This window comes from Actinomadura alba (genome assembly GCF_014323705.1).
Classification (GTDB): Bacteria; Actinomycetota; Actinomycetes; order Streptosporangiales; family Streptosporangiaceae; genus Actinomadura_C; species Actinomadura_C alba.
Map to the genome: position 1 here is coordinate 50486 of NZ_JABVEC010000023.1, position 23875 is coordinate 74360.

Genomic DNA, 23875 nt, shown 5'->3' on the forward strand with positions numbered 1-23875 from the left:
GGGTCACTGCGTGGAGGGAGGCCCGCGATGGGCCTAGAAGAGAAGCTCCCCAGCGGTTTTCTGCTGAGCACGGTCGAGCAGGTCGTCGGGTGGGCGCGTAAGAGCTCGGTCTGGCCGGCGACCTTCGGGCTCGCCTGTTGCGCCATCGAGATGATGGCCACCGGCGACCCGCGGCACGACTTCTCCCGATGGGGAATGGAACGTGCCTCCGGATCGCCCCGGCAGGCCGACCTGATGATCGTCGCGGGGCGGGTCAGCCAGAAGATGGCGCCGGTGCTCCGGCAGATCTACGACCAGATGGCCGAGCCCAAGTGGGTCATCGCGATGGGCGTCTGCGCGTCCAGCGGCGGCATGTTCAACAACTACGCGATCGTGCAGGGCGTCGACCACATCGTGCCCGTCGACATCTACCTGCCCGGCTGTCCGCCGCGGCCGGAGATGCTGCTCGACGCGATCCTCAAGCTGCACGACAAGATCCAGAACACCAAGCTCGGCGCGCATCGCCGCGAGGAGATCAAGGTGCTGGAGGAGTCGCGGCTCAAGGCGCTTCCGCTGCTCGGCCAGTCGGGAGTGGGGGCGGTATGAGCGACGAGAAGAAGCCGCAGCAGCCCCCGGCACAGACGGCCGACCAGGCCGCCGACCGGCTGCCCGCGCACAAGGCGGCCGACCGCCGTGAGCAGCCGATCGCGCGCACCGGGATGTTCGGGGCCGGCACCACCGGTGACACCTCCGGGTACGGCGGGCTGGTCATCCGGCAGAGCCCGAAGGTCTCCAGCCCGCGGCCGTTCGGCGGCTACTTCGACGAGGTGTCCGATCACCTGGAGCGCCAGTTCCCGGAGTTCGCGGACGCGATCGAGCGCATCGTGGTCGACCGCGGCGAGATGACGCTGTACGTCTCGCGCCGGCACCTGCTCGAGGTCGCCCGTACCCTGCGCGACAGCCCGGAGCTGCGCTTCGAGCTGTGCACCGGCGTGTCGGGCGTGCACTACCCGAAGGACACCGGCGCCGAGCTGCACGCGGTCTACCACCTGCTGTCGATGACGCACAACCGGCGGATCCGGCTCGAGGTCACCTGCCCGGACGAGGACCCGCACATCCCCTCGGTCGTCTCGGTCTACCCGACCAACGACTGGCATGAGCGCGAGACCTACGACTTCTTCGGGATCGTCTTCGACGGGCACCCGGCGCTCACCCGGATCGAGATGCCCGACGACTGGGTGGGCCATCCGCAGCGCAAGGACTACCCGCTCGGCGGCATCCCGGTGGAGTACCGCGGAGCCGAGATCCCTCCCCCCGATGAGCGGAGGTCGTACGTATGACCACTACGGGACAAGAGACGGCGGAAGGCAAGGTCTTCAACGTCGCCGGTCAGGACTGGGACGAGGTCGTCCAGGGTGTGGGCGACGGCGACGACGAGCGCCTCGTCGTCAACATGGGCCCGCAGCACCCGTCGACGCACGGCGTGCTCCGGCTGGTGCTGACTCTCGACGGTGAGACGGTGACCGAGGCCCGGGTGGGCATCGGCTACCTGCACACCGGCATCGAGAAGAACATGGAGTTCCGGACGTGGACGCAGGGCACCACGTTCTGCACCCGCATGGACTACCTCGCGCCGATCTTCAACGAGACGGCCTACTGCCTCGGGGTCGAGAGGCTGCTCGGCATCACCGACCAGGTGCCCGAGCGGGCTCAGATCATCCGGGTCATGATGATGGAGCTCAACCGGATCTCCTCGCACCTGGTGGCCATCGCCACCTTCGGCCTGGAGCTGGGCGCGACCACCGTCATGCTGAACGGCTTCATCGAGCGTGAGTACACCCTCGACATCTTCGAGCTGGTGACCGGGCTCCGCATGAACATGGCGTACGTCCGGCCGGGCGGCGTCGCGCAGGACCTGCCGCCGGGTGCGCTCGAGAAGATCCGGGAGTACCTGGAGCGGATGCCCAAGCGCATCAAGCAGATGCGCAAGCTCCTCGACGCCAACCCCGTCTATCTCGCCCGCACCAAGGACATCGCCTACCTGGACCTCACCGGGTGCATGGCGCTGGGCATCACGGGACCGGTGCTGCGCGCCTCGGGCCTGCCGTGGGACCTGCGCAAGTCGCAGCCCTACTGCGGCTACGAGACCTACGAGTTCGACGTCCCCACGCAGGACACCTGCGACGTGTACGGCCGCTATCTCGTGCGCATGCAGGAGATGGAGGAGTCGCTGAAGATCATCGAGCAGTGCGTCGATCGGCTCGGCTCGGTCCGGGGCCCCGTGATGGTCGAGGACAAGAAGGTCGGCTGGCCCGCCCAGCTGGCCATCGGCGCCGACGGCATGGGAAACTCGCCCGCCCATATCGCCCATATCATGGGCACCTCGATGGAGGCCCTGATCCACCACTTCAAACTGGTGACCGAGGGCTTCAGGGTGCCGGCCGGACAGGCCTACGCCGCGGTCGAGTCGCCGCGTGGAGAGCTGGGCGTCCATGTGGTGAGCGATGGCGGCACCCGGCCCTACCGCGCGCACTTCCGCGACCCGTCCTTCACCAATCTGCAGGCGACCGCCGCGATGAGCGAAGGCGGCATGGTGGCGGACGTCATCGCGGCCGTGGCCAGCCTCGACCCGGTGATGGGGGGAGTGGACAGGTGACTCAGGAATCCACCGGCTGGGAGCCGGAAGCACGCGAGGCGCTCGAGCGCGACGCCAAGGAGATCATGGCGCGCTACCCGAAGCCCCGCTCGGCTCTGCTGCCGATGCTGCACCTCGTGCAGTCCGTGGACGGCTACGTCTCCGACACCGGCATCGAGTTCTGCGCCGAGATGCTGGGAATCACGCCCGCCGAGGTCACCGGCGTCGCGACGTTCTACACGCAGTACCGGCGGGAACCCGCCGGCGAGTACCACGTCGGCGTGTGCATCAACACGCTGTGCGCGGTGATGGGCGGCGACGAGATCTGGCGCTCGGTGAGCGACCATGTCGGAGTCGGCCATGATCAGGCCACCGAGGACGGCATGATCAGCATTGAGCGGATCGAGTGCAACGCCGCCTGCGACTTCGCCCCCGTGGTGATGGTCAACTGGGAGTTCTTCGACAACATGACCCCTGAGAAGTCCAAGGGGCTCGTCGACGACCTCCGGGCCGGCAAGGAGGTCGCGCCGACCCGCGGCGCCACCAGCGTGTGCGGCTTCAAGCAGATGTCGCGGGTGCTCGCGGGCTTCCCGGACGGGCGCGGTCGCGAGGGCGTGCAGGCCGGGCCCGAGTCGCTGCGCGGCCTGGAGCTCGCCAAGGAGAAGGGCTGGAAGGCCGCCGAGGGGGAGGCACCGTGACGACCACGCTGACACCGGTTCTGACCAGGGGCTGGGACGAGGCCGACTCGTTCACCCTGGCCGGATACCAGCGGGGCGGCGGCTACCGGGCGCTGCGCAAGGCGCTCGCCATTCCGCCGGACGACCTCGTGCAGATGGGCAAGGACTCGGGGCTGCGCGGCCGCGGCGGCGCCGGCTTCCCGGCCGGGATGAAGTGGGCCTTCATCCCGCAGGGCGACGGCAAGCCGCACTATCTCGTGGTCAACGCCGACGAGTCCGAGCCGGGCACGTGCAAGGACGTCCCGCTGATGATGGCCAACCCGCACGTGCTCATCGAGGGCATCGTCATCAGCTCGTACGCCATCCGCGCCAACCACGCGTTCATCTACGTGCGCGGTGAGGTGCTGCACGTGGTCCGGCGCCTGCAGGAGGCGGTGCGCGAGGCGTACGAAGCCGGTTTCCTCGGCACGAACATCCTCGGCTCGGGCTTCGACATGGAGCTGACCGTGCACACGGGCGCGGGCGCGTACATCTGCGGTGAGGAGACCGCGCTGCTCGACTCGCTGGAGGGGTATCGGGGCCAACCTCGGCTCAAGCCTCCCTTCCCGGCCGTCGCGGGCCTTTACGCCTGCCCCACTGTGGTGAACAACGTCGAGACGATCGCCTCGGTTCCCGGGATCATCGAGCGGGGGGCCGACTGGTTCGCCGATATGGGCACCGAGAAGTCCAAGGGCCACGGGATCTTCTCGCTGTCCGGGCACGTCACGCGGCCCGGCCAGTACGAGGCGCCGCTCGGCATCACGCTGCGGGAGCTGCTCGAGATGGCCGGCGGCGTGCGCGCCGGGCACCGGCTGAAGTTCTGGACGCCGGGCGGCTCGTCCACGCCGATCCTCACCGACGAGCACCTCGACGTGCCGCTCGACTACGAGAGCGTGGGCGCGGCCGGGTCGATGCTCGGCACCAGAGCACTCCAGATCTTCGACGAGACGACCTGCGTCGTACGGGCGGTGCTGCGCTGGAGCGAGTTCTACGCCCACGAGTCCTGCGGCAAGTGCACGCCGTGCCGCGAGGGCACGTTCTGGCTGAAGCAGATCGTCGCGCGGCTGGAGAAGGGCGAGGGCACCGAGGAGGACATCGAGCGGATCGTCGAGATCTCCAAGAACATGTTCGGCCGCTCGTTCTGCGCTCTCGGCGACTCGCTGATCAGTCCGATCGGCTCGTCGGTCAAGTACTTCCGTGACGAGTACATCCAGCACTTCGAACACGGCGGCTGTCCGTTCGATCCCGCCGCGTCCACCGTTTGGGCAGGTCAAGAGTGAGCATCGTCGCTGACAACGCCGAGGTCGAGCAGCAGGAGAAGCTGGTCACCGTCACCATCGACGGCTTCGAGATCTCGGTTCCCGAAGGCACCCTGATCATCCGGGCGGCCGAGCTGCTCGGCATCCAGATCCCGCGCTTCTGCGACCATCCGCTGCTCGACCCGGTCGGCGCCTGCCGCCAGTGCCTGGTCGAGGTGCCGGACATGGGCAACGGCCGGGGCATGCCGAAGCCGCAGGCGTCCTGCACCACGACCGTGATGCCCGGCATGGTGATCAAGACGCAGCTCACCTCGCCGGTGGCCGACCAGGCCCAGCAGGGCATCATGGAGTTCCTGCTGATCAACCACCCGCTGGACTGCCCGATCTGCGACAAGGGCGGCGAGTGCCCGCTGCAGAACCAGGCGATGTCCAACGGCCAGGGCGAGACCAGGTTCCTCGAGCGCAAGCGGACCTTCCCCAAGCCGGTCGCGCTGTCCTCACAGGTCCTGCTCGACCGGGAGCGGTGCATCCAGTGCGCCCGCTGCACGCGGTTCTCGGCGCAGATCGCCGGTGACGCCTTCATCGACCTGTTCGAGCGGGGCGCCAAGGAGCAGGTCGGCATCGCCGACGGCAAACCGTTCCAGTCGTACTTCTCCGGCAACACCGTGCAGATCTGCCCGGTGGGCGCGCTGACCGGTGCGGCCTACCGGTTCCGGTCCCGCCCGTTCGACCTGGTCTCCAAGCCGAGCGTCTGCGAGCACTGCTCGGCCGGGTGCGCGCAGCGGACCGACTACCGCAGGGGCAAGGTCACCCGCCGCCTCGCCGGTGACGACCCGCAGGTCAACGAGGAGTGGAACTGCGACAAGGGCCGGTGGGCGTTCACTTACGCCACCGAGCCCGACCGGCTGACCACGCCTCTCGTGCGCGGCGAGGACGGGGTGCTGGCGCCAGCGTCCTGGCCCGAGGCGCTCGACGCGGCCGCGCGCGGGCTCGCCGCCGCCAAGGGGCGCGCGGGCGTGCTCACCGGAGGACGCCTCACCCTCGAGGACGCCTACGCCTACGCCAAGTTCGCGCGGGTCGCGCTCGGCACCAACGACATCGACTTCCGTGCCCGGGCGCACTCGCGGGAAGAGGCCGAGTTCCTGGCCGCCGCGGTGGCCGGCCGCTCCATCGAGGTGTCCTACACCGACCTGGAGAAGGCCCCCGCGGTCCTGCTCGCCGGCTTCGAGCCCGAGGAGGAGTCGCCGATCGTCTTCCTGCGGCTGCGAAAGGCGGTCCGCAAGGGCCTCAAGGTCTTCTCGGTCGCCCCGTACACCACCCGCGGCCTCACGAAGGTCGGCGGCACGCTGATCCAGACCTCGCCCGGCGAGGAGTCCGCGGCGCTCGGAGCGCTGATCACCGAGGCGTCGGCCACCACCGAGGCCCTGAAGGCCGAGGGTGCGGTCATCCTGGTCGGCGAGCGGCTCGCCGCCAGCCCGGGTGCGCTCTCCAGCGCGATCCGGCTGGCCGAGGTGACCGGCGCGCGGCTCGGCTGGGTGCCGCGCAGGGCCGGTGAGCGCGGTGCCGTCGAGGCCGGCGCGCTGCCTGGCCTGCTGCCCGTCGGCCGCCCGGTCACCGACACCGAGGCACGAGCCGAGGTGGCGCGGGCATGGGCGGTGGCGGAGCTGCCGACCACCGCGGGCCGCGACACCGGTGAGATCCTGGCCGCCGCCGCGAACGAGCAGATCGACGCGCTCCTCATCGGCGGCGTGGACCCCTTCGATCTCACCGACCCGCGGGCCGCGCTCGACGCCATCGAGTCGACCCCGTTCGTGGTCAGCCTGGAGCAGCGGGTCAGCGCGGTCACCGACCGGGCCGATGTCGTGCTGCCGGTGGCGGCGGTGGCGGAGAAGTCCGGCACCTTCGTGAACTGGGAGGGCCGTGGCCGCCCGTTCGACACCGCGCTCGCGGTGTCCGGCGCCATGTCCGATCTCAAGGTCCTGAACGCCCTGGCCGGTGAGATGGACGTCCACCTGGCATTGCCCGCGCCCGAGGCGGCTCGCGCCGAGCTTCAGCGGCTGGGCGGTCACCGCGGCATCCGGCCGGCGGCACCCGGCGTGGCCGCTCGGGGTCACTTCGAGCCGGGACCCGGAGAGGCGCTGCTCGCCACCTGGCGGCTGCTGCTCGACCGCGGCCGGCTGCAGGACGGCGAGCCGTACCTCGCGGGCACGGCCAAGACCGCCGTCGCGCGGCTGTCGGCGGCGACCGCGGCCGAGCTGGCCGGCGGCGACGGCGCGGCCGACCGGGTCACCGTGGCCACCGAGCGCGGCGCGATCACCCTGCCGGTCGAGGTCACCGACATGCCCGACCGCGTCGTGTGGCTGCCGACCAACTCCACGGGCAGCGAGGTTCACCGCGAGCTCGGCGTGGGCGCCGGCGCCGTCGTGCGGATCGCCGCCGCCGGTGCGAGCGGGACCGATGAGACTGGAGGTAACCCGTGAGCGGCCTGTCGGCCTTCGGGCACGATCCTTGGTGGCTGATCCTGGGCAAGGCCGTCGTGGTCTTCGTCTTCCTGCTGCTGAGCGTGCTCTTCAACGTCTGGCTGGAGCGCCGGGTCATCGCGCGCATGCAGCTGCGGCCCGGCCCCAACCGGGCGGGGCCCTTCGGGCTGCTGCAGCCGCTGGCGGACGGCATCAAGGGTGCGCTGAAGGAGGACATCGTCCCGCGCACCGTTGACAAGGTGGTGTTCTTCATCGCCCCGATCCTCGCCGCCACGCCCGCGCTGCTGACCTTCGCGGTCATCCCGCTGGGCCCGGAGGTGTCGATCTTCGGCCACCGCACGCCGCTGCAGTTGACCGACCTGCCGGTCGCCGTGCTGATTACGCTGGCCGCGGCGTCGCTCGGCGTATACGGCGTGGTGCTCGCCGGTTGGGCGTCGAGGTCGCCGTACGCACTGCTCGGCGGTCTGCGCTCCAGCGCCCAGGTCATCTCGTACGAGATCGCGATGGGACTGTCGTTCGTGGCGGTCTTCATGTTCGCGGGCTCGATGTCGACCTCGCACATCGTGGCCGCCCAGCAGGACAAGTGGTTCGCGGTGCTGCTGCTGCCCTCGTTCCTGATCTACGTGGTCACGATGGTGGGCGAGTCGGGCCGGATCCCGTTCGACCTGCCCGAGGGCGAGGGCGAGCTGGTCGCCGGCTATCACACCGAGTACTCGTCGCTGAAGTTCCTCATGTTCTACCTGGCCGAGTACATCAACATGGTGACGCTCTCGGCGATGGCGACGACCCTGTTCCTCGGCGGCTGGCGGGCCCCTTGGCCGATCTCCACCGTGTGGCCGGGCGCCAACGAGGGCTGGTGGCCGCTGCTGTGGTTCTTCGCCAAGCTCTTCCTGTTCATCTTCGGCTTCATCTGGCTCCGCGGCTCGCTGCCGCGGGTGCGGTACGACCAGCTGATGAAGCTCGGCTGGAAGGTGCTCATGCCCTTCTCGCTGGGCTGGATCCTGTTGGTGGCGACCATCCGCGCGCTGCGCAACGAGGGTCACGACATGCCGCAGCTCCTGATGTACGGCGGAATCGCGCTCGCGGTGGTGCTGGCGCTGTCGCTGGTGTGGGACACCGTCGGCCGAGGCGCCGCCGAGGACGTCACCTCGGACGCGGTGCCCGATCCGGCGGCGGGCGGGTTCCCGGTGCCGCCGCTCGACGCCCCCCACTACCACGGCGTGACTGGAAAGAACCCGGAGGTCTCCAGTGGGACTCACTGACCGCCTGAACCCGGTCAAGGGATTCGGTGTCGCCTTCCACCAGATGTTCCAGAAGGTCGAGACCGTTCAGTACCCGGAGGTCAAGAAGCCGACCGCACCGCGGTTCCACGGCCGGCACCAGCTGAACCGCTGGCCGGACGGGCTGGAGAAGTGCATCGGCTGTGAGCTGTGCGCGTGGGCGTGCCCCGCGGACGCGATCTATGTCGAGGGTGCGGACAACACCGAGGAGGAGCGGTTCTCCCCGGGCGAGCGGTATGGCCGCGTCTACCAGATCAACTATCTGCGGTGCATCCTCTGCGGCCTCTGCATCGAGGCGTGCCCGACGCGGGCGCTGACGATGACCAACGAGTACGAACTGGCCGACGACAGCCGGGAAAGCCTGATCTACACCAAGGACATGCTCCTCGCTCCTCTGCGCGAGGGCATGGAGACGCCGCCGCACGCGATGCGACTCGGCGAGACCGAGGAGGACTACTACCGCCTCGGTCTCAAGGATGGTGACAACGAATGATCTTCTGGGTGCTCGCCGTCGTCTCGGTGTGCGCCGCGCTTGGCGTGATCTTCACGCGCAAGGCGGTGTACTCCGCGATGATGCTGGCCGTCGTGATGCTGTCGCTGGCGGTCCTGTACGCGGTCCAGGACGCGCCGTTCCTCGCCTTCGTGCAGGTGATCGTCTATACCGGCGCCGTCCTGATGCTGTTCCTGTTCGTGGTCATGCTCGTCGGCGTGACCTCGACGGACTCGCTGGTCGAGACGATCCGCGCGCAGCGGTTCCTGGCGGCGGTCGCCGCGATCGGCTTCGTCGTGCTTCTCGCGGTCGGGTTCGGCAACGCCGCTCTCCCCGCCGTGAAGGGGCTCAGGGGGGCCAACGCGAACGGCAACGTCGAGGGCCTGGCCGAGCTGATCTTCTCGCGGTACGTCTTCGCCTTCGAGGTGACGAGCGCGCTGCTGATCACGGCCGCGCTCGGGGCGATGGTGCTGGCGCACCGCGAGCGCACGACGCCCAAGCCGACCCAGAAGGATCTGTCCAAGCAGCGCTTCCTGGTGGGCGAGCACCCGACACCGCTGCCCGGGCCGGGCACCTACGCACGGCACAACGCGGTGGACATGCCGGCACTCCTGCCCGATGGCACCATGTCGGAGCTGTCGGTCAACCCGATCATCGCCCGCCGCGGGCGGCTCGGGCCCGAGTTCCACGCCGACCTGCACGGGGACTCCGGGGAGGAGGCGGCGGAGAAGGACCTCGCCGCCGTCAAGGCCGTGACGGACAAGGCCGTGACCAAGGAGACGGACCAATGAGGGGACTCCGCGCCTTCGAGCGCGCCGAAGCCGAGCGGGGGCGACGATGAGCCCGGCGCACTACCTCGTGCTCTCGATGATCCTGTTCACCATCGGTGGCGTGGGCGTTCTGATCCGGCGCAACGCGATCGTGGTGTTCATGTGCATCGAGCTCATGCTCAACGCCACGAACCTGGCGTTCGTCACGTTCTCGCGGATGCACGGTGAACTCGACGGCCAGGTCATCGCGTTCTTCGTGATGGTCGTGGCCGCCGCCGAGGTCGTGGTGGGCCTCGCGATCATCATGACGATCTTCCGTAGCCGCAGGTCGTCGTCGGTCGACGACGCGAACCTGCTGAAGTACTGAGGGGTCTGGCCAAATGACAGCCGTGTTGACCGCCGAGGGCGTTCAGTCCCTGGCCTGGCTTCTCATCGCCTTCCCGCTCGCGGGAGCGGCGGTGCTGCTGCTGGGCGGACGCCGTACGGACAAGTGGGGTCACCTGCTCGGATGCGCGATGTCGCTCGCGTCGTTCGCGGTCGGCGTGGCGATGTTCGTGCAGATGCTGGGGTACGGGCACGAGGAGCGCCGGCGTGTGGTGCACCTGTTCCAGTACCTCGTGGTCGGTGACCTCAAGGTCGACATGGGGCTCCTGATCGACCCGTTGTCGATCAGCTTCGTGCTGCTGATCACCGGTGTGGGATCGCTGATCCACATCTACTCGATCGGCTACATGGAGCACGACCCCGACCGGCGCCGCTTCTTCGCCTTCCTGAACCTCTTCGTGGCGTCGATGCTCCTGCTGGTGCTGGCCGACAACTACCTCGGCCTCTACATCGGCTGGGAGGGCGTCGGCCTCGCGTCGTACCTGCTCATCGGGTTCTGGCAGTACAAGCCGACGGCGGCGACCGCGGCCAAGAAGGCCTTCGTGGTCAACCGGGTCGGTGACTTCGGGCTGTCGATCGCGATCATGCTGATGTTCGCGACGTTCGGCACGATCTCCTTCACCGGGGTGTTCGAGAACGCCGGCGGCGCCGAGAAGGGCGTCGTCACGGCGATCGGCCTGCTGCTCCTGCTCGGCGCCTGCGGCAAGTCCGCCCAGCTGCCGCTGCAGTCCTGGCTGCTCGACGCGATGGAGGGCCCGACCCCGGTGTCGGCCCTGATCCACGCCGCCACGATGGTGACCGCCGGCGTCTACCTGATCGTCCGGTCCAATCCGATCTTCGAGCTGGCGCCGACCGCGCAGCTCGCGGTGACCGTCGTCGGCGCTGCCACGCTGCTCGCCGGTGCGATCATCGGTTGCGGCAAGGACGACATCAAAAAGGCCCTGGCCGGATCGACGATGTCGCAGATCGGCTACATGCACCTCGCCGCCGGCCTCGGCAAGGCGGGCTACGTCTTCGCGATCGCGCACCTCATCGCGCACGGCTTCTTCAAGGCCGGGATGTTCCTCGGCGCCGGCTCGGTGATGCACGGCATGAAGGACGCGGTGAACATGCGCAAGTACGGCGCCCTGCGCGCCGTCATGGTGATCACCTGGGCGACGTTCGGCCTCGGCTATCTCGCGATCATCGGATTCCCCGGGCTGTCCGGTTGGTTCACCAAGGACGGCATCATCGAGGCCGCCTTCCACAAGGGCGGAACGAGCGGGGCGATCCTCGGCGGGTGCACCCTGCTGGGCGCGGGCATCACCGCCTACTACATGTCGCGCGTGATGTTCATGACCTTCTTCGGCGGCAAGCGCTGGGACGACGGCGTGCACCCGCACGAGTCGCCCAAGGTCATGACGGTGCCGCTGATGCTGCTCTCCGTCGGCTCGGTGCTCATGGGCGGATTCCTGGTGCTCGGCGGCTTCTCCGAGTTCCTCGCGCCGTCCCTGCCTCCCGGGATGGAGGAGCACCACTTCGAGCCGATCACGAACGCTGGGATCGCCACGTTCGTGCTCATGATCATCGGCGTTGGCATCGCGTGGCGGCAGTACGCGGCCCGGCCGGTGCCGCGCGAGGCACCGAGGGGCAGCCTCGTCACCGTGGCCGCACGTAAGGACCTGTACGGCGACGCGATCAACGAGTCGCTCATCATGCGTCCCGGCCAGTGGCTGACCCGGCTGGCCGTCTTCTTCGACAACAAGGGCGTCGACGGGGTCGTCAACGGCCTGGCCGCCGGGATCGGCGGCACGTCGGGGCGGGTCCGCCGGCTCCAGACCGGCTTCGTCCGCTCGTACGCCCTTTCCATGTTCATCGGTGCCGCCCTGGTGGTCGGCGCCCTGGTGCTGGTGAGGATCTAGCCGTGGGCGATTTTCGCGAGGCGATGATCATCAACGTGTCCGCCGGAGGGCGGCCTGAACTGGAGCTGCCGTGCTGACCCTGCTCATCGCGCTGCCGGCCCTCGGGGCGTTCGGCATCACTTTGCTGCCCCGGGGCCGCGACGAGCTCGCCAAGCAGGTGGCGCTCGGCATCTCGATCGTCGTGGCGGTGCTGACCATCGGCATGGCGCTGCGGTTCGAGCCCGGCGGCGCGCGCTTCCAGTTCACCGAGTCGTACTGGTGGATCAAGCAGTTCGGCGTGCACTGGGCGGTCGGCGTCGACGGCGTCGCGCTCGTGCTGATCGCGCTGTCGGTGATCCTGATGCCGCTGGTCATCCTGGCCTCGTGGTCCGAGGCCGACCGGTTCGGCGGCGCGGAGCTGCCGAAGGCCGACCTCGACAAGTACGCGCGGCCCAAGCGGTCGGTGAAGACCTACTTCGCCCTGCTGCTGTCGCTCGAGGCGATGATGATCGGCGTCTTCGCGGCGACCGACGTCTTCCTCTTCTATGTCTTCTTCGAGGCGATGCTGATCCCGATGTACTTCATCATCGGGTCGTTCGGCGGGCCGCAGCGCTCGTACGCCGCGGTGAAGTTCCTGCTGTACTCGCTGTTCGGCGGGCTGATCATGCTCGTCGCGGTCATCGCGCTCTACTCGCAGGGGCCCGGCACCTTCCTGTTCGCCGAGCTGAGCAAGCTGAACCTGGACCCGACCACCGCCAAGTGGCTGTTCCTCGGCTTCTTCATCGCGTTCGCGATCAAGGCGCCGCTGGTGCCGTTCCACACCTGGCTGCCGGACGCGGCCGGTCAGGCCCCGACGGGCGCCGCCGTGCTGCTCGTCGGCGTGCTCGACAAGGTCGGGACGTACGGCATGCTCCGCTTCTGCCTGGAGCTGTTCCCGTCGGCGGCCAAGTGGTTCACGCCCGTCGTGATCACGCTGGCGGTGATCGGGATCATCTACGGCGCGGTGCTGGCGATCGGCCAGGTCGACCTCAAGCGGCTGGTCGCCTACACCTCGATCTCGCACTTCGGGTTCATCGCGCTGGGCATCTTCGCGATGACCTCGCAGGGGCAGTCCGGCGCCACGCTCTACATGGTCAACCACGGCTTCTCGACGGCCGCGCTGTTCCTGATCGTCGGGTTCCTGATCGTACGGCGCGGGTCGGCGCGGATCGACGCCTTCGGCGGCGTGCAGAAGGTCGCCCCGGTGCTGGCCGGGACCTTCCTGATCGCCGGCCTGTCCGGACTGGCGCTGCCCGGCCTGAGCTCGTTCGTTTCCGAGTTCCTGGTGCTGGTCGGGACGTTCACCCGCTACCGCGTCCCCGCCGTGATCGCCGCGGTCGGCATCGTCCTCGCCGCCGTCTACATCCTGTGGATGTACCAGCGGACGATGAACGGGCCCACCGCCGAGCCGGTCAAGGGCATGAAGGACCTGTCCCACCGGGAGCTCGCGGCGCTGGCCCCCATCATCGCGATCATCGTGGCCCTGGGCTTCTATCCCAAGCCGGTGCTCGATGTGATCAACCCATCGGTGCAGCACACGATGAGCCGGGTCCAGATGAAGGATCCCGCCCCCACTGTGGCTGAGAAGGGAACACGCCCGTGAAGGGGACCGCTCTAGTGACCGCCGCTCCGAACTTCTCGGCGCCGCACATCGAGTACGGGCAACTGGCTCCGATGCTGCTGGTGTTCGGCGTGGCCGTCCTCGGGGTGCTCATCGAGGCTTTCGTCGGCCGTGACTGGCGGCGTGCCGTCCAGGTCCCGCTGGCCTATCTCGGTCTGGGCGGTGCCCTCGCCTGGACGATCTACCTCGGTGTCGACCGGGCCTCGATCGAGGGCCGTACGCTCTGGGACCACGCGCCGAACTTCAAGGCCGCCGCCATGGGGTCGGTGGCCGTGGACGCCCCCACGTACTTCCTGCAGGGCACCATCCTGGTCTTCGCGCTGGTCAGCCTGCTGCTCATCGCCGAGCGCGGGCACGACGCCTTCACGCCCCAGGCCGCCGCGGTGCCCGGCAGCGACGCCGAGCAGGAGAGCATGGCGGCGGGATCGGAGCACACCGAGGTCTTCCCGCTGATGATGTTCGCGGTCGGCGGCATGCTGCTGTTCCCCGCGTCCAACGACCTGCTCACGATGTTCGTGGCCCTCGAGGTGCTGTCGCTTCCGCTGTACCTGCTGTGCGGGCTCGCCCGCCGGCGCCGCCTGCTCTCGCAGGAGGCGGCGGTGAAGTACTTCCTGCTCGGAGCATTCTCCTCGGCGTTCTTCCTGTACGGGGTCGCGCTGCTGTACGGCTTCGCGGGCTCGGTGCGGCTGTCCGACATCGCCAACGAGATCGGCAAGCAGAGCGGCAGCGAGCCGTTGCTGCTCGCCGGGGTGGCGCTGCTCTCGGTCGGCCTGCTGTTCAAGCTGGGCGCCGTGCCGTTCCACTCGTGGAAGCCGGACGTCTACCAGGGCGCGCCGACCCCCATCACCGCGCTCATGGCCTCCTGCACGCTGGTGTCGGCGTTCGGCGCGATCCTGCGGGTGTTCTACGTCGGACTGGAGAACCTGCGCTGGGACTGGCGGCCGATGATGTGGGCCGTGGCCATCATCACGATGGTCGCCGGCGCGGTCATCGCGATCACCCAGACCGACGTGAAGCGGCTGCTCGCCTACTCGTCGGTCGCGCACGCGGGCTTCCTCCTGCTCGGTGTCATCGCGACGTCCAAGGCGGGACTGTCGGCCACGTTGTTCTATCTCGCGGCGTACGGCTTCACCACGATCGGCGCGTTCGCCATCGTCATGATGGTGCGCGACTCGGGTGGCGAGGCGGGGCACCTCAGCCGCTGGGCCGGTCTCGGCAAGCGGTCGCCCGCCATCGCGGGCATCTTCGCGTTCTTCCTGCTGGCGTTCGCGGGCATCCCACTGACGAGCGGTTTCACCGGCAAGTTCGCGGTCTTCCAGGCCGCCGTCGAAGGCGGCGCGACCCCGCTCGTCATCGTCGGTGTGCTCTCCTCGGCGATCGCCGCCTTCTTCTACGTCCGGGTCATCGTCGTCATGTTCTTCAGCGACCCGGAGCCCGACGCCCCGGCCGTGGTGGTCGGGCGGACGGCCGCGACCGCTGTGGCACTCGGGTTGGCGGCTACTGTGGTACTCGGTGTGCTGCCGCAGCCGATGCTCGATCTCGCCGGGCAGGCGGCGACGCAGCTGTTCGTCCGGTAGGGGGACTTGTGAGTAGTGCCATTCCGTTCGGTCTGCCGGTCACCGATGAGCTCGCAGCGGACGTGGTGGAGCGACTCGCGGCCGTGGAAGAGCGGTTGCTCGAGACCGCACGCGATCAGGATCGGCTCCTGACCGAGGCCTCCCGGCATCTGGTCGCGGCGGGCGGGAAGCGGTTCCGGCCGATGCTGGTGCTGCTGGCCTCGTACTTCGGGGATCCGACCGCTCCCGGCGTGGTGTCCGCCGCCGTCGTGGTGGAGCTGACGCACCTGGGCTCGCTCTACCACGACGACGTCATGGACGAGGCACCGATGCGGCGCGGTCAGGTCTCCGCCAACCTGCGGTGGACCAACACGATCGCGATCCTCACCGGCGACTACCTGTTCTCCCGCGCCTCGGACCTGCTCGCCGACCTCGGCCCGGAGGCCGTCCGGGTACAGGCCCGGGCGTTCTCCCGGCTGGTCCGCGGGCAGATCCAGGAGACGGTCGGGCCCGCGCCCGACACTGACCCGCTCAAGCACTACCTGCAGGTGATGGCGGACAAGACCGGCTCGCTCATCGCCGTTTCCGGCCAGTTCGGCGCGATGCTGGCGGGGGCGTCCGCCCATGTGGTCGACACCATCACCTCGGCGTGCGAGAAGATCGGTGTGGCCTTCCAGCTCTCCGACGACATCCTCGACATCGCCTCCGAGTCCGACCAGTCGGGCAAGACCCCCGGTACCGACCTGCGCGAGGGGATCCGTACCCTCCCGGTGCTGCACGTGCTGGCGTCGACCGACCCCGCGGACGAGCGGCTGCAGAAGCTGCTGACCTCCGACCTCACCGACGACGAGGCCCACGCCGAGGCGCTCGGGCTGCTGCGCTCCCACCCGGCCATGGACCGGGCCCGGGCCGATCTTCGGCAGTGGGCCGCGGACGCCCGCGCCGAGCTCCTCACGCTGCCCGACGTGCCCGCCCGGGCGGCCTTCGAGGGCCTCTGCGACTACGTGGTCTCCCGCACCGGCTGACCGGTCACGGCCGGGCCGCGGCGGCGCCCGCCCAGCGCCTGCCCAGACCCCGTCAAGGTGGCGTAAGAGGCCGCCTGACCTGCGTAGTTATCGCGTATATAAGTCTCTCATTCCCTGAGTTCGACCCTAGCGTGAAGAGAGTCAGCCGCCATCGCGGCAGGCAGGGACCAGGAAATGAGGGCTCAGAGCATGGCATCCCCGGATCTTCTCGTCGTGCCGGTACGTACCGCCTCTGGCGGCACGTTCGCCGTGCGGACGGCACGGCTCGCGGGCGAGGGGCGGGTGGGCATCGCGTTCACGTCGGTCTCGAGGCTGCGGCAGGTCCTCGGCGGCGACCAGGCCTGGGTGCGCCTGCATGAGGCCGCACTACGGCACCTGCTGAGGCCGCTCGGCGTGGCCCGGATCCAGGTCGACCCCGAGGTGATGGTCCCGCGGATCCCGGCCGACCCCGCGGGCGTCGTACCGCCGCAGGTGACGCGCACCGACCTGCGCCGCCCGGCCGCGCCGGCCGCCGACCACGCCGGGCCGGGTGAGGGTTCGGCGGCTTTCGTGCCCGTGGGCGTCCCGGCCGCACGCCATGGATGAGCAGGGCCGCGGCGGCGGGCGGTTCCTCGCCCCGGGGATCACCGGGGTGTTGTGGGTCCTCGCGGCCGCCGTACTGATCACTCTGCTCCTGACGGTCTTCAGATGAGTCTCAGCGCGCGGGTGCGGGCGCACGCCCGGATCCGCAGGGGGAATTGACATGCTTCTCAGTACACGGCGGGCGGATATCGACCACGCGATCTGGCCCGCGACCGCCCACGATCTGGACGGCGACGACATCTCGGTCGGCGGGATCCCGCTGGCGAGGTTGGCCGACCGTTACGGCACTCCCCTCCACGTCGTCGACGAGACCGACGTGCGGCAGCGCTGCCGTGCCTTCAAGGCGGCGTTCGCGGGCGGTGAGGTCGTCTACGCGGGCAAGGCCTTCCTGTGCCGGGCGATGGCCCGGTGGATCGCCGAGGAGGGGCTGTCGCTCGACGTCTGCTCCGCGGGAGAACTCGCGGTGGCGCGGGCGGCCGGCTTCCCGGCGAAGCGGATCGTCATGCACGGCAACGCCAAGACGCCCGAGGACCTCAGGGCGGCGATGGACTACGGCGTGGGCCGCATCGTGGTGGACTCGACGGCCGAGATCAGCCGGCTCGCGGCGCTGGGCCGCCGCGCCGCGCCGCAGCGGCTGCTGATCCGTGTCATTCCCGGCGTGGACGGTGGTTCGCACCCGGCCATGACGACCGGCACGGAGGACCAGAAGTTCGGCTTCTCGATCGCCTCGGGTGCCGCCGCCGAGGCGGTGCGGCGGGTGATCGGACAGCGCGGGTTCGAACCGGTCGGCCTGCACTGCCACATCGGCTCGCAGATCACGAGCATCGAGCTGTTCGAGCGCGCCGCGGTGCGGGTCGTCGACCTCATGGCGACCATCCGCGACGAGCACGGCGTCACGCTGCCCCAGCTGGACCTCGGCGGTGGATTCGCGGTCCCGTACCTCTCCGGCGACGCGGAGATCTCTCCCGCGGCGGTCGGCGAGCGGCTCATGGCCGCCGTGCGCTCCGCCTGCGCGTCGTACCGGTTGCCGGTGCCCCAGGTGACGGTCGAGCCGGGCCGCGCGATCAGCGCCCGCGCCGGGGTCACGGTGTACCGCGTGCTCGGCGTCAAGCGCGGGCTGTCCGGGCGGGTCTTCGTGACCGTCGACGGCGGCATGAGCGACAACCCCCGGCCGAGCCTGTACGGGGCGAACTACACGGTGCGGCTGGTCGGCCGCCGGGCGACCGCGGCCGAACGCGCGACGACCGTCGTCGGGCGGCACTGCGAGGCGGGCGACGTGATCGCCAGGGACGCGCTGCTGCCGGCCGACGTGCGGCCCGGAGACCTGCTGGCGGTGCCCTGCACGGGCGCCTACCACCACTCGATGTCGTCCAACTACAACCTGGTACGGCGCCCGCCGGTCGTCGGTGTCGCCGGCGGAAACGGCCGGCTGCTGATCCGTCGCGAGACCGAGAGCGACCTGCTCCGCCGTGACGTCGGCTGACGGGTCATCTCCGGCCTCGTCCGATCACGACCGGGGCAGCGAGGCGACCGGCTCCGGCGTCACCGCGGGAACGACCTGCCGCCGCTGCCGACGGGAACCGCGCACGCCGTCGTACGTCAGGATGACCAGCGCGACCCAGACCAGCAGGAAGCCGATCCAGCGGCTGGCGGGCATCTGCTCGTGCTGCACCAGCAGTCCGATGAGGAACTGCAGGGTCGGCGCGAGGTACTGCAGCAGCCCGACCGTGGTCATCGGCAACCGGATGGCTGAGGCGTTGAACAACATGAGCGGAACAGCCGTGATCACGCCCCCGCCGACCAGCAGCAGCGCCTGCGCCGCCCCGGCGTTCCCGAACGTCGCGTCGCCGTGGGAGTGCAGCATGAGAGTGAAGGCCAGTGCGGGCAGCAGCAGCACGCTGGTCTCGACCGTGAGGCTCTCGGCCGACGGCGTGTTCGCGAACTTCTTGAGCAGGCCGTACGTGCCGAACGAGCACGCGAGCGTGAGCGCGATCCACGGCAGCCGGCCGTAGTCGGCCGTCAGCACGATGACCGCGGCCGCGCCCAGGGCGATGGCGGCCCACTGCATGCGACGCAGCCGCTCCTGGAACACGACGACGCCGAGCACGACGCTGATGAGGGGATTGATGAAGTAGCCCAGCGAGGTCTCGATGGTGTGCCCGGAGTTGACGCCGTAGATGTACATCCCCCAGTTGACGGAGATGACCATGGCGGCCAGGGCCAGCAACCCGACCTGCTTGAGGGTGAGTGAGCGCACCCATGACCAGTGCCGCCGTACGGCGAGGATCGCGACGACGGCGAAGAGCGACCACAGAATGCGATGGGCGAGGATCTCGGACGCCTCGGCCGGCTTCAGCAACGGCCAGTACAGCGGGAACAATCCCCACATGGCATAGGCCGCGATTCCGAAGATCATTCCCTTGCGCAAATCCGTCACCAGTGGATGATATCAGCAGGTAATTAGTCATAATGCTTAACGGTAATGTCAAGCACTGCTTCAGGAAATGGCCGTGGCCGAGCGTTGTTCGGTGTCGGCGAAAGCACGTCCCCGGGCGCTCGCGGTGGTGCGTACGCCGACACTGAACGGGCTTCGACACGCGTCCGCGCGTCAGTGCGTACCCATCGGCCGGACCCACGGGTTAGCCTGGGCAACGTGTTCGGATTCGCGAAGACGCAGATGGTCTCATCAGAGCAGGCGCTGCCGGGGCGCGACGTCCCCATGCCGGTGCCGCCCCGCCACGAGGTCCTCGGCGGCCCCGTGGCACCGCCCTACCCTGACGGCGCCGAGGTCGCCGAGTTCGCGATGGGCTGTTTCTGGGGTGCCGAGCGCATCTTCTGGCAGACCCCGGGAGTGCTCTCCACCGCGGTCGGTTACGCGGGCGGCTACACGCCGAACCCCACGTACGAAGAGGTCTGCTCCGGGCTGACCGGCCATACCGAGATGGTGCGCGTCGTTTTCGACCCGGCCCAGATCTCCTACGAGGAACTGCTCAAGGTCTTCTGGGAGGGACACGACCCCACCCAGGGCATGCGGCAGGGCAACGACGTCGGCACGCAGTACCGCTCGGCGATCCACCACCGGTCGGCCGAGCAGCAGAAGGCCGCCGAGACCTCCAGGGACGCCTACCAGGAGGTCCTCACCTCGCACGGCCATGGGCCCATCACCACCGAGATCGTCCCGGCCGACGAGTTCTACTTCGCCGAGGAGTACCACCAGCAGTACCTGTCCGACGCCAAGAACCCGAACGGCTACTGCGGCATCGGCGGCACCGGCCTGAGCTGCCCGATCGGCATCGCCCCGGCCGAGTGACCTGGTCGGTTCACGATGACGTTTCGGTCCTGTGGGCGGAACACCGTGGGCTGACGTTCCCTGATGACCTCAGATGGTTGGAGATCCACGGGGAGCCCGTAGCGCTGCTCGATGCCAGTTTGGCTGGGTGCATAAGCGGCTACGTGGACGGCCGGTTGAACGGCCATGACCTTGTCGTGGTGGATAAGTGCGCTCGCGACCTCCGTGACCTCCTTCCAAAGCTTCGGGCCGGGGAAGGCCACGAGTATGTCGTGCGGCTGGTCCGGATAGCGGATCTCATCCTCAATGACCCGGGCCAGGCCAGGGATCGTGACTAGCCTTGATGCATGGTGGACGGCAACGGACGGGGAGTCCTCTATCTGGTGACCTGTGCTGCGCCTCCGGCGGCGGATGCGGAGATCTTGGTCCGGTTGGCGCAGTCCGCCGGCTGGCGGGTATGCGTGATCGCTTCTCCGTTGGGACTGCGGTTCTTGGACGCCGAGCGGCTGGCGGCGGTGACCGGTGAGCCGGTGCGCAGCGAGTTCCGAATGCCGAGCGAGTCCAACGCTCTCCCGAGCGCCGACGCGGTAGTCGTAGCTCCAGCGACGTTCAACACGATCAACAAATGGGCGACGGGGATCACCGATACCTTCGCGGTCGGTCTGCTGTGCGAATTGATGGGCTTCGGCGTGCCGATTCTGGCCGTTCCGTTGCTGAAAGAAGCGCTGGCCCGTCATGTGGTCTTCGATCGGAACTTGCAGACGCTGCGGTCGATGGGGGTCCAGGTCATGTTCGATCCCGCTGCGCCTGCGGATGCGCGCATGCCACGCTGGGAAGAGGTTCTGAAGGAGCTTCACTCCATCCTCGGCGGATGACCCCCGGCGGAGAGGATCACGGGCCTTGGACGCTCGCGCGGAGATCGGACAGCGGATCGCCAGGCAACGTCGGCGGCGCGGCCTCTCTCAAGTCGTGGTGGCCGGACTGGTTGGCCGGTCGGAAAGCTGGCTGAGCCAGGTCGAACGGGGCCGCCGGTCGATCGATAGCCACGCGGTCCTCCTGCGCCTAGCCGAAGTGCTCGATGTGGACATCAGTCAGCTCACCAGCGAGAACACAGGCGTGAACATGGCGAAGTATCAGGCGGCGACGGCGATCCGGGACGCCATAGCAGTGGTTGCTCTTGGCCTACGCCCTTCCCAAGCCTTGTGATCGTTGTTCGGGCAATGGAGGTCGAGTCGATTCCCTGATGTTCGGCAACGGGGGCTGGTCGGGGCTGACAACGGTAGAAGGCCCCACGGTGTGCGTGCCGTGCGAGCGATGTGATGGAAGCGGCCAAGTGTGACCGCGTTGAACCAGGGGCCCGGCCCATGCATCCCCGAACGGATTCTGTGCCTGGTCATCCCGCGCCTTCGTCCGAGGCCACGGCCTGTACCGGCGATCTCGATCCGTAGCCGAGATTGTTCGCTCCACGGCTGGCAGGTTTACTACTTCTAGTAGTAAACTTCGCTGCATGGGTGCACAAGAGGATGTGTTCGCTCCGGGCGGTGGGCCGGCGGTGAAGGTGAGCGTCTCGCTGCGGGCGGGTAACCTTCGTGCGGTCAAGGAGCGGGTTGGGGCGCGGGGTGTTTCGTCCTACATTGACGCGGCGGTTGAGCGTCAGATCGAGCGCGATCTTCTGGAGGAGGCTCTTCGGGTGAACGAGGTGGCTTCCGGTCCGATTCCGCAGGCTCTGCGTGATGAGGCCGCCGAGCTGTTCCGTAGCGTCAAGTCCTCGCCGGAGCTACAGGAAGAAGAGGACGGGTGGCGCGGGCACAGAGCAGGCTGAGTGCGGGCACGTTGCTCTTCGACTGTGAGGGCCTGGTCAAGTGGTGCCAGGCGGATCAGCGGGTCACGAGCATGGTGCGGGAGGCGCAGGACAACGACTTCCGGGTCGTGGTGAGCGCGATCACTCCCGTGGAGGCCCAGGACGTGCGGGTGAAGGCCGATCGCCTCCGCTGGTTCCTCTCGCGGCTACGGGTCGAACCGGTCAGCGAGGAAGTCAGCATGAGTGCGATTGAACTCCTTCGTATCGCTCGACTTCACGGTCACAAGTACGCGATCGATGCGATCGTCGCCGCTACGGCTCTGCGAGCGGTCAAGCCCGTCATCATGCTCACCTCCGACGAGGACGACATGACTACGCTCTGCGGGAAATCAGTCAAGGTCGTCCGTATCTGACTCCTGCGGGGTCGTACGCGCGAACCTCAACACTGTCACATAGCAGGACAGACTGGGTGGCATGGGCCTGAGGTGCCCGATCGGTATCGCCCCGGCCGAATGAGCTGGTCGGTTCACGATGACGTTCAATCGGCCCGTCGCCAGAGTTTTTCGCTGCTTGCGCGCGCAGAGGTTCCGGCCGCGAGGAGATGAAGTCCCGAACGGCCGGATCCCATGGCCCGACGTTTTCGACGAAGGATGTAACGATCAGCGCCCGGAGATCACGGTCGGACGACGCAAGCGCCCGCGGCAGGAACTCCAAGCAACGATCAACAAGTTCGCCATGCCCTCGGCGGTGAGCGTCGAGAACGCAGTTCGTGAGATCCCAGAACAACACGTGCTGTAGGAGCTCTCCGTTGTTGAAGAGATGCATCTCCAAATGCTCGTCGAACTCGGGAATCTCGGCGACGAGTTGATCAGCGATGCGCTCATAGGTCAACGACGCGGGCATGACGCTCGCCCTAGCGGGACATGACCGAGCGCCGCAGCTTGCGCCCGTCGCCGTCGGTGACGTAACACACCACTTCGCGGTCGCCCAGTTCCCAGGCTTCCTGTTCCGGGTAGACGTACAGTTCGTCGACCGGCACCGGGGACGGGTGCTTGCGGAAGTGGGCGTTCTGGCGGGCGGTGCAGCCGAGTTCGGCTTTCCTCATCACCGCGGAGTCTCCTGCCCAGCCGCCGTCCGGCAGATTGAACTTGTGCGTCACCTGGAAGGTGTGCGGCCCAGTGCAGGGAGCGATCTTGACGGTCACGGAGGCGTTCCCGGACTCCTCGTGGTCGAAGCAGTCACTTACGGCCAGCTCCGACCACTCCCTCCTGCCCGGATCCCCGGTGGCGATGGGGGCTGTGAGCTTCTTGCCGTCGGTGGCGAGCGCGCATGCGACCGTACGGTCCCCCGCGAGCCAGCCAAGTCTCCGTGGCATCAGCACATACGGTTCAGCGTTCTCCACAGGTGTACGGGTCTTGAACGTCGCGAGCATCCGTTCCTCGCAGCCCGCGAAAGCCTGCCGGTCGACTTCCTTCGCACCGGGCCAAGAGCCGTTCGGAAGCTTGAAAGCCAGGATCACCTGTCCGTCATGCGGACCACCACATGGCGCGATCTTGATATCTGCCGACGTCTCGTCCGCAGGGAGATCGAAGCACTCTCCCGGGCGAGGGGACAGCCGAGCCGATGTGTCCGAGGGGGAGCGCTCCTTGTCGGAGTCGCGGAACTCCTCCCTCAGCTCGACGATTCCGAAGGTGATTCCCCCGACCAGCCAGGCGGCGGCCGCGACGAGCCCCATGATGGCGTGACCACGGCCGGCGTCCCCGTTACGGCGGATCTGCACGAGCGCCACGATCGCAAGGATGATGGAGAACATGAACCCGCCGATGAGCCCGAACGCCAAGGCCGCGATGGCGAACCCATTGATCTTCTTGGGCTGTTCACCAGTGTCGGCGGCGACTGGTGCGGGAGGCGTCGCGAGGGACCCCGGCTCGTCTCCCGGCCGGCTGGAGGCCGCTCTGTACTTGGGGTCATCGGAGTGTCCGGGAGCGGGCTCGTCCGGGGGAGTCCACCTGGGTTGCTCACCAGTTGGCGGAGGCTGCGTCATGGCGGCAGACGTTAGTGGAGCCGGACGGTAAACAAAACGGATTTA

The 23875-nt window shown here is 68.5% G+C and carries 24 protein-coding genes; 21 read left to right on the forward strand and 3 right to left on the reverse strand.

Annotated features, from left to right (window positions below):
- The first annotated feature begins 27 nt into the window (after nt 1-27).
- The 16 genes from HKK74_RS26570 (at nt 28) to lysA (ending at nt 18179) form a co-directional block, all read left to right on the forward strand.
- Nucleotides 28-585 (forward strand): NuoB/complex I 20 kDa subunit family protein, encoded by a 558-nt coding sequence (locus tag HKK74_RS26570; protein WP_187246081.1) that lies wholly within the window; start codon nt 28-30, stop codon nt 583-585.
- Nucleotides 582-1319: an NADH-quinone oxidoreductase subunit C gene (locus tag HKK74_RS26575; RefSeq protein WP_187246082.1), complete on the forward strand. Its 738-nt coding sequence runs from the start codon at nt 582-584 to the stop codon at nt 1317-1319. The genes HKK74_RS26570 and HKK74_RS26575 overlap by 4 nt, the downstream gene beginning before the upstream one ends.
- Nucleotides 1316-2635, forward strand: coding sequence for an NADH-quinone oxidoreductase subunit D (locus tag HKK74_RS26580; RefSeq protein WP_187246083.1), 1320 nt, complete (start codon nt 1316-1318; stop codon nt 2633-2635). The genes HKK74_RS26575 and HKK74_RS26580 overlap by 4 nt, the downstream gene beginning before the upstream one ends.
- Nucleotides 2632-3312, forward strand: coding sequence for an NADH-quinone oxidoreductase subunit NuoE (gene nuoE, locus HKK74_RS26585; protein WP_187246084.1), 681 nt, complete (start codon nt 2632-2634; stop codon nt 3310-3312). The genes HKK74_RS26580 and nuoE overlap by 4 nt, the downstream gene beginning before the upstream one ends.
- Complete coding sequence (nuoF, locus tag HKK74_RS26590) at nt 3309-4610, forward strand: NADH-quinone oxidoreductase subunit NuoF (RefSeq protein ID WP_187246085.1); 1302 nt, start codon at nt 3309-3311, stop codon at nt 4608-4610. The genes nuoE and nuoF overlap by 4 nt, the downstream gene beginning before the upstream one ends.
- Entirely contained in the window at nt 4607-7069 is a 2463-nt protein-coding gene (locus HKK74_RS26595; RefSeq protein WP_187246086.1) for an NADH-quinone oxidoreductase subunit G, read from the forward strand. The genes nuoF and HKK74_RS26595 overlap by 4 nt, the downstream gene beginning before the upstream one ends.
- Nucleotides 7066-8331 carry an NADH-quinone oxidoreductase subunit NuoH gene (nuoH, locus tag HKK74_RS26600; protein WP_187246087.1) on the forward strand — a complete coding sequence of 422 codons (1266 nt, stop codon included), beginning with the start codon at nt 7066-7068 and terminating at the stop codon, nt 8329-8331. Before HKK74_RS26595 ends, nuoH begins: the two co-directional genes overlap by 4 nt.
- Nucleotides 8318-8842: an NADH-quinone oxidoreductase subunit NuoI gene (nuoI, locus tag HKK74_RS26605; RefSeq protein WP_187246088.1), complete on the forward strand. Its 525-nt coding sequence runs from the start codon at nt 8318-8320 to the stop codon at nt 8840-8842. Before nuoH ends, nuoI begins: the two co-directional genes overlap by 14 nt.
- Nucleotides 8839-9630 (forward strand): NADH-quinone oxidoreductase subunit J, encoded by a 792-nt coding sequence (locus tag HKK74_RS26610; protein ID WP_187246089.1) that lies wholly within the window; start codon nt 8839-8841, stop codon nt 9628-9630. The genes nuoI and HKK74_RS26610 overlap by 4 nt, the downstream gene beginning before the upstream one ends.
- Nucleotides 9631-9676: 46 nt before the next feature.
- Nucleotides 9677-9976 carry an NADH-quinone oxidoreductase subunit NuoK gene (nuoK, locus tag HKK74_RS26615; RefSeq protein WP_187246090.1) on the forward strand — a complete coding sequence of 100 codons (300 nt, stop codon included), beginning with the start codon at nt 9677-9679 and terminating at the stop codon, nt 9974-9976.
- Nucleotides 9977-9989: 13 nt separating this feature from the next.
- Complete coding sequence (gene nuoL / locus HKK74_RS26620; RefSeq protein ID WP_187246091.1) at nt 9990-11894, forward strand: NADH-quinone oxidoreductase subunit L; 1905 nt, start codon at nt 9990-9992, stop codon at nt 11892-11894.
- Nucleotides 11895-11964: 70 nt separating this feature from the next.
- The gene (locus HKK74_RS26625) at nt 11965-13515 is read left to right on the forward strand and encodes an NADH-quinone oxidoreductase subunit M (protein ID WP_187246092.1); all 1551 of its coding nucleotides are present in this window, start codon (nt 11965-11967) and stop codon (nt 13513-13515) included.
- The gene (nuoN, locus tag HKK74_RS26630) at nt 13512-15110 is read left to right on the forward strand and encodes an NADH-quinone oxidoreductase subunit NuoN (protein ID WP_187246093.1); all 1599 of its coding nucleotides are present in this window, start codon (nt 13512-13514) and stop codon (nt 15108-15110) included. The genes HKK74_RS26625 and nuoN overlap by 4 nt, the downstream gene beginning before the upstream one ends.
- A gap of 8 nt (nt 15111-15118) precedes the next feature.
- Entirely contained in the window at nt 15119-16114 is a 996-nt protein-coding gene (locus HKK74_RS26635; protein WP_187246094.1) for a polyprenyl synthetase family protein, read from the forward strand.
- A gap of 189 nt (nt 16115-16303) precedes the next feature.
- A complete protein-coding gene (locus HKK74_RS26640) occupies nt 16304-16699 on the forward strand; it encodes an SAV_915 family protein (protein WP_187246095.1) in 396 nt (131 codons plus the stop codon).
- Nucleotides 16700-16856: 157 nt separating this feature from the next.
- On the forward strand, nt 16857-18179 hold the full coding sequence (gene lysA / locus HKK74_RS26645; protein ID WP_187246096.1) for a diaminopimelate decarboxylase: 1323 nt from the start codon (nt 16857-16859) through the stop codon (nt 18177-18179).
- A 24-nt stretch (nt 18180-18203) separates the two neighbouring features.
- Here the strand turns inward: lysA and rarD are convergent, their stop codons facing one another.
- A complete protein-coding gene (gene rarD, locus HKK74_RS26650) occupies nt 18204-19112 on the reverse strand; it encodes an EamA family transporter RarD (RefSeq protein ID WP_187246163.1) in 909 nt (302 codons plus the stop codon).
- A gap of 237 nt (nt 19113-19349) precedes the next feature.
- Here rarD and msrA point away from each other — a divergent pair, with 237 nt between their 5' ends.
- The 5 genes from msrA (at nt 19350) to HKK74_RS26675 (ending at nt 22199) form a co-directional block, all read left to right on the forward strand.
- Complete coding sequence (msrA, locus tag HKK74_RS26655) at nt 19350-20006, forward strand: peptide-methionine (S)-S-oxide reductase MsrA (RefSeq protein WP_187246097.1); 657 nt, start codon at nt 19350-19352, stop codon at nt 20004-20006.
- Between the two features lie 326 nt (nt 20007-20332).
- On the forward strand, nt 20333-20860 hold the full coding sequence (locus tag HKK74_RS26660) for a flavoprotein (RefSeq protein WP_187246098.1): 528 nt from the start codon (nt 20333-20335) through the stop codon (nt 20858-20860).
- Between the two features lie 25 nt (nt 20861-20885).
- Entirely contained in the window at nt 20886-21191 is a 306-nt protein-coding gene (locus tag HKK74_RS26665) for a helix-turn-helix domain-containing protein (protein WP_187246099.1), read from the forward strand.
- Nucleotides 21192-21492: 301 nt separating this feature from the next.
- On the forward strand, nt 21493-21807 hold the full coding sequence (locus HKK74_RS26670; RefSeq protein WP_187246100.1) for a hypothetical protein: 315 nt from the start codon (nt 21493-21495) through the stop codon (nt 21805-21807).
- Nucleotides 21783-22199 (forward strand): PIN domain-containing protein, encoded by a 417-nt coding sequence (locus tag HKK74_RS26675; protein WP_187246101.1) that lies wholly within the window; start codon nt 21783-21785, stop codon nt 22197-22199. The genes HKK74_RS26670 and HKK74_RS26675 overlap by 25 nt, the downstream gene beginning before the upstream one ends.
- Here HKK74_RS26675 and HKK74_RS26680 read toward each other — a convergent pair.
- Both HKK74_RS26680 and HKK74_RS26685 read right to left on the reverse strand, forming a co-directional pair.
- Complete coding sequence (locus HKK74_RS26680) at nt 22180-22689, reverse strand: DUF7674 family protein (protein ID WP_187246102.1); 510 nt, start codon at nt 22687-22689, stop codon at nt 22180-22182. The genes HKK74_RS26675 and HKK74_RS26680 overlap by 20 nt on opposite strands.
- A gap of 10 nt (nt 22690-22699) precedes the next feature.
- Entirely contained in the window at nt 22700-23830 is a 1131-nt protein-coding gene (locus HKK74_RS26685; RefSeq protein WP_187246103.1) for a DUF4190 domain-containing protein, read from the reverse strand.
- Nucleotides 23831-23875: the final 45 nt, after the last annotated feature.